The sequence below is a fragment of the Flavisolibacter nicotianae genome, from assembly GCF_003628535.1.
GTDB lineage: Bacteria > Bacteroidota > Bacteroidia > Chitinophagales > Chitinophagaceae > Flavisolibacter > Flavisolibacter nicotianae.
This window is the reverse complement of record NZ_RBCI01000029.1, coordinates 1-5,710: the sequence shown is the minus strand read 5'-3', so window position 1 is coordinate 5,710 and position 5,710 is coordinate 1. Positions and strand designations below refer to the sequence as shown.

7 protein-coding genes are annotated in these 5,710 nt (G+C 41.1%); 1 reads left to right on the top strand and 6 read right to left on the bottom strand.

Annotated elements, in window-relative coordinates:
• The first annotated feature begins 273 nt into the window (after positions 1 to 273).
• Positions 274 to 579 (top strand): hypothetical protein, encoded by a 306-nt coding sequence (locus D6024_RS26000; protein WP_121357747.1) that lies wholly within the window; start codon positions 274 to 276, stop codon positions 577 to 579.
• A 153-nt stretch (positions 580 to 732) separates the two neighbouring features.
• Here the strand turns inward: D6024_RS26000 and D6024_RS25995 are convergent, their stop codons facing one another.
• From D6024_RS25995 to D6024_RS25965, 6 genes are all read right to left on the bottom strand, one after another.
• Positions 733 to 1,260: a hypothetical protein gene (locus D6024_RS25995; RefSeq protein WP_162945050.1), complete on the bottom strand. Its 528-nt coding sequence runs from the start codon at positions 1,258 to 1,260 to the stop codon at positions 733 to 735.
• A gap of 3 nt (positions 1,261 to 1,263) precedes the next feature.
• On the bottom strand, positions 1,264 to 1,890 hold the full coding sequence (locus D6024_RS25990) for a M949_RS01915 family surface polysaccharide biosynthesis protein (RefSeq protein ID WP_121357745.1): 627 nt from the start codon (positions 1,888 to 1,890) through the stop codon (positions 1,264 to 1,266).
• A gap of 173 nt (positions 1,891 to 2,063) precedes the next feature.
• Positions 2,064 to 2,603, bottom strand: a complete 540-nt coding sequence (locus tag D6024_RS25985; protein WP_121357744.1) for a WG repeat-containing protein — start codon at positions 2,601 to 2,603, stop codon at positions 2,064 to 2,066.
• Between the two features lie 796 nt (positions 2,604 to 3,399).
• Positions 3,400 to 3,798 carry a hypothetical protein gene (locus tag D6024_RS25975; RefSeq protein WP_121357742.1) on the bottom strand — a complete coding sequence of 133 codons (399 nt, stop codon included), beginning with the start codon at positions 3,796 to 3,798 and terminating at the stop codon, positions 3,400 to 3,402.
• Positions 3,799 to 4,108: 310 nt separating this feature from the next.
• The gene (locus D6024_RS25970; protein ID WP_121357741.1) at positions 4,109 to 4,627 is read right to left on the bottom strand and encodes a hypothetical protein; all 519 of its coding nucleotides are present in this window, start codon (positions 4,625 to 4,627) and stop codon (positions 4,109 to 4,111) included.
• Positions 4,628 to 4,804: 177 nt separating this feature from the next.
• The gene (locus D6024_RS25965; protein ID WP_121357740.1) at positions 4,805 to 5,158 is read right to left on the bottom strand and encodes a hypothetical protein; all 354 of its coding nucleotides are present in this window, start codon (positions 5,156 to 5,158) and stop codon (positions 4,805 to 4,807) included.
• Positions 5,159 to 5,710 lie beyond the last annotated feature (552 nt).

The window sequence follows — 5,710 nt, the reverse complement described above, 5'->3', positions numbered from 1 at the left end:
GGGTCGCTCAGCCCAAAGTGGAAAAACAGGTAAAAAAGAAACAACGTTAGGAGAACGAAGAAAATCCGTCCGGTGAAGTTCTTAGTATTACTTGGAAGCAGTAGCATGATATTTCGCACAACGTTCGAGTGTTTATGCAGTACGGATATTCATTGCTCGTCTGCCCAATGCCTGAACAAATGTTGAATAAAGAAATAAAGATTAATTAATCACTTCCGCCCGTATTGCATAAACACTTCTGTTGTGCGTTTGTGGCGGGTAAATTAAAGCACTATGCAAAAAAGAGTAACAACTACCGAAATTATTGAGCTTGTTAAAAGATTGCCAGGAGCAGAACAACACATTTTTGAATGGCAAGGCAAACAATGTATCACTGATGAATGGTTAGTCGGGTCATTTGCCGGATGCTCATTTGAAGATACCACACTTGAAAAGGCTGCTGACAACATGATTGATTACCTGTATGAACATATCGGTCATAATTCAATGGTCGGGAATATTGTAACTAAAAGTGGGTTCCCTGATTTAAAAGCAGTTGAAAAATATTGTACGCCTGTTGAAATTGAGGAAGTCGGGTAGCCATGACGCACAACGGAAAGAGGCTTTAGCCAGTACAGGTATTTTTTATTCTGCAGCCTCAAAAATTTCCAGAAGCAAAATAATAATTCTACAGTTCAACACTTATTCTACTTCCTGTATTGGCAAAAGCCTGTGTTAGCAGCGCCTACAAGGCTACCGCATTCTGAGGTCCCTGTCAGTTCCTTCTTCTGGAATGATATAGAGTTCCATTACCAATCGACCGGATTTGTGCAAGGTTTCGCCAACAAAATCAGTAGGTTGAAAAATGAGTGTGTCCTTTTTCGTTACGACTTCAGTGTAGCAGTAGCGATATGTCTTATCGACATTAATTGGTTTTGTACTTCCACCGCTTTTCAAATCATGAAAAAAATAGTCTTGCCCCTGAATTTTTATGTGAAGGTTTTTGAAGGTTTCCTTTGAACCATTTTTTATAGTTACATATACACCCGGCGACTTATTGTCAAAGCCGCTTAGTGATAGTAAAATGAGGAAAAGAACAATGACATTTTTCATAATAAAGGTGGCTCGATACGCTGCTAACGCTGACGGCTTTGTGCCTGTGGTGGCATTCCATGATTCGTCAGCCTTGGTTAAAGATATGCCGCCAAATTGAAAACCAGAAGTTGAGCCCTTGTTCGTCCAGCCGCCATAGCACAAAACTGATGTTGGCAGTTCGTGCACGCCTCATTGTTTCCATGTCTCCACTTTGTGTTGTTGCCAAAGTTTCTCTGCGTATTGCCTAAACTCAACTGGTGCATTTCTGAAAGCCTCGTCAAATGAGTATTCTCCTCCCATGTATTCGTTTGCTGATACTTTTACTCTTGTTGTTCCCCGAACTGCAAACTTTTGATTGCCCTGATACATAATAATTTTCATGGGAACTGGACTTACATCACCCTGGCAAGAAACCTTATACATAATCCAGACCTCAGCTTGACCATCTTTGTTCAGGTCAGTCACTGCAAATGACTTGTCGATGAAGTAAAGGAACATGTCAACCGGGCATTCTTTGACATAATCAAGAACTTTCCATGTCTGCTTCACGCTGTCAGCCAAAACCATGTAGTGATAAGCGTACAGAGTTCTATCCCCAAAGTCCTCACTGGGTGCATTATTGTTTTGCGTCTGGTTTGTTTTTGTGAGAAGAACAATGTTGTCGCCAGTGTTGTCTGTCCAACGGACTGCTTGAACAATGTTGCCAGTGTACTTAATAGCTTTCGGAATAAAGTTTTTGTCAAGTTTTGTCAACTTGAACTGGGCAAAACCGGGCTGTATCAATACCAAGGAAAGAAGAAGTCCAAGAATTTTCATTTGTTAGGATTGGTTGCTTTTTGCATGACTGCCAACGGAGAACGTGTTGCTGGCAGTGGTGGAATTTGTTGTTCTTCAGCCTCACGCCTGTGCTAATGTATATTAGAATTAGTGTTGCTCAAAACTTGTTCTTCTGCCACCATTGCAGCAAAACGATGTTGGCAGCCGTTTTCTTATCTGGAAGGCTGCCTTATTTTTCGTCCTTGCTTGTCGATGTAAAACCATTTGTCACTTATCCAGGTGGAATGTTCTCCAAAAGATTTGGTTTCACATGTCAGCGAAACCTTTGCCCTGCCTTTTTCAAACGGCCAAGCACAGGCAAACTGCGGTTGAATTACAATCTTTCCGGTTGCAGCGTCAGCAAAGCCAATTTTGCCGTCCTTTACAATTCTAAAAAGTCCATCTTCCACGTAATCAGGTCCATTGTCAAACGGGAAGACAGTGTATAAGATATTTTCTTTCCTGTCTATTGCCACAAATCCTTTCGGCGGTAACGACACAACCGCATACGTTCGAAATGTATCCGTAAAGCAAAATGAATATTTTCCTGCTGGAATGATAATGTCACCGTGAAGGTTCTTGTAGCCATAGCCGTCATTGGCAGTATCAACGTAAGACACTAATGGGCTGTTGCCAGCTTTCTTCTGCCCCAAAGCTGCTTGGAAACAAAACAGTCCTACAAAAAATAAGTATGAGGTTCGGGAAATCGTCATAAATGGCTGCCAACGTCGGACTGCTTACCGAAGTAGCGGAATTGGCAGTTCTACCGTTGATTTATGTTGCAAAGTAAAAAAATTGTCCTGCAGTTTCACAGTCGTTCTTCAGCCGCTATTTTGGTAAGCAACTGTTGTGCGTAGGTCTTCAGTCGTTGCTTTTGAAATACCACGGTATCCACTTCTTTCCTGTCCAAAAGCCTTTCTGCTTTTTCTTCACTAACCTTCCATTGCTGATTTTGTACAGCCTTCCTTTTCGAAAGAATAGTTTTCCTGGATGGGAATAGCTATTTTGCCCATATGATAAGAGGATCCTTGTGTCAACGCTTGAAATCCTTTCTACCCTCTCGTCCGGTGATAGGATAAGCGTGTCAACTACGAAATTGTTTTGATTTGTGTGTTGTAATGTGTCGTATACAGGTATCATGTGAAAAACAACCGTGTCGTTCATTACGGTCCATGTACCTGTTGTCCAACTTGATTGCATGTCAAAGTGCCACGTATACTTAAATGTGTTGTCAGAATTCAGCAAAATACGACTTCCAAAATAGTCACGATAGCGGCCAGTTAGATTGCTCTGAGCATACAAGATAATAGAAACAAAAAGCAGAAAAGCCGTACTGATAAATCTCATAGTTGTAGGATGGTTGCCAACTTACGCACAACGTGCAGAGGATTGGTGAAGTAGCGGGATTTGAAAAACTGCTGTTTCATTTACCTACTGCCGTTGATTGTTGTTTTATGGTTGAAAGATAGTACGTCAGCCGCTATTTTACCAATCCTGTGTTAGCAGCGTTTATGAGAAATATTCAACCTTCAAGGCCATTAAGAGAACCGTCAGCATTAAGGTTAATACCCAATGAACTGGTAGCTTAAAAAACTGCTTCAATAGCAGCAGTCGCAAAAAGAGTGCAATGCTATCAAAAAGCAAGACCTCGTTAGAAAATGACCCAGCAATGCCAGTGACATATCCGCCTTTAAGGAAAAAGAGCTTACTCACCCAAAATATGGCTTCCGAAATCAACAACCATTTCCCAAGTGATGTTTCCCTATAATAAAAACTGCTAAGCAGCGTTGATAGCGATAGTAAAGAATAGCCAATGTTAGTAAAGGAAAAAAGGCGGTCATCAATAATACAACCCCACTGCATTGTATTGTCAAGCAATGAAGCAAAGCCATAGATTGACCACAACATGAGCAATACATAGCTTATAGAAAGTTTCGAGATTCTGTATGAATAAAGTCTATACATTCTAAAGTTTCTACTCTTCTTCGCCTTACAAATTGAGAGGACTTCGTGACGCTGCTAACGTCTATCGGCTTTCTGCTGTGCTGGTATTCTGTGTTCGTTCAGCACAGAACTAAAGCCAATTGGAAAACTAATGTACAAGATTTATCCATTTGCTCATCTGCGTTTGGTCTGATGGATATGCAGCCGATGAGCGATTTGTCGCCGACCTTTATTCCGTCCGCCAGCATAGCAGGAAACCGCTGTTGGCAGCAGCCTATCCGAAATCTCCTGAACGTATGTTGTCACGGGTCTTTTCCGATAGATTTACACGCAATTCAAGTCTTCGCATTCCGTAGTGTATTCCTGCTTGATAAACTTCCATCTTCCACGGATGAAATTCGCCAGAAAAGCCAATAATCGTGACAATCCGCTGTCCATTTACATCCTTGTACGGAAAATATTGGTATCTGTAATTTTCATGTTTGATGATAAAACTGTCCAACGCCACTTTATTGTTAAACGACTGAACCATTCTTGGGCTTATCTGCATATTAAAACTGTCAACAGCGTCTTTGAGCAGGCTGTCAACAATTTTCAAATCTTCCTGTGTAAGCGGCAAGAGGTCTGAATTGGTTGGAAATTGATACTTCGTGGTATCCCACCTGAAAACAGCAATTCTATTGGTGTCATAGCGCAAACTCGGATAGTTCAAAGTAGCACTACTTGTCTGCTTGCATGAAAATGTAAATAGTGTCAAGCTAATGAAGAGAAACGCAATTAGTAGAATTTTCATGTCGCTTTGAAATAAGGACAGTTCCAATCTGGTTGCTGCCAACGTACAAAGGCTTTTCGAAGTGGCAGCATTCTGTGTTACTTCAGCTTGGCCATTGTCCTTATGTTGATTTGTGTTTACAGTCCAATATTAGCAATTAGCTGCCATTTTGGGAAGCCTCTGTTGTGCGTTCGTGCATTACCGTAAACGCTCTTCCACATTTGTATAGGTTCCTTTTTGCTTTCCATCCATTGAACTTACAGTCAGTTGATACATGTATTTATTTAACCGGACGACCAAGGCCTGCGGTTTGTCCTTGTAGAAAATCGTGTCACCCTGAAGCCGATACAAATGTGGGTCTTTGAAAATAATAAAATCACCTCCAACCTTAAATCCGCCGTCATAAGACCACATCTTGTCTCTTATATATGGTTTATCGGGAGACTGGATATAGCTTTTAGCAGTGTTGTAAAGCCTCACATAAACCTCCTTGAAAACAATACCCGAAATCAGGAGCAGCAGTAAAACGATATAAAGAAGTTTTCTTTTCACCTTATCAGACGATTCTATTTAAGGGTTCCGCATGACGCACAACGCAGAAGGGATTTACGAAGGCAGGGCATTCATTGCGTTGCTGCCACATTTTCCCTTTTACAGACGAGTAAAGATATATCGCTGAACTCTTATCCTGAAGCCTTGCTTTTGTAATTCCCATGTTAGCGACAGTGTTACCGGATAGTAATGGTAAATGAAGGCAGCTTAATCAACCTCCCATCTGCCCTTTCACCACGTATTTTGTCAAAGAAGATAGTATCTCCTGGCTTCAGCATTTTTATTAAAGTAATCTGCTTGGCCGATAACTTTTGGAACTCACCTGCTTCTTCAACTTGGTCGTTTTCGTCATTCCGTGGCACGAGGGTTATGAAACCTGCGATGTACCACTGACTTTTAGCACTGGCTTGTGGGTCAATAACAGTTAAGTGTAGAAGTTAATATTTAATCTGACAGTCGGGATTAACTTTAAGTAACGACACTTGATTGTTAACCCCAAAACTGTCAGATATGAACACTGAATCTAAGTTAATCAAAACGAAGATTGGGCTG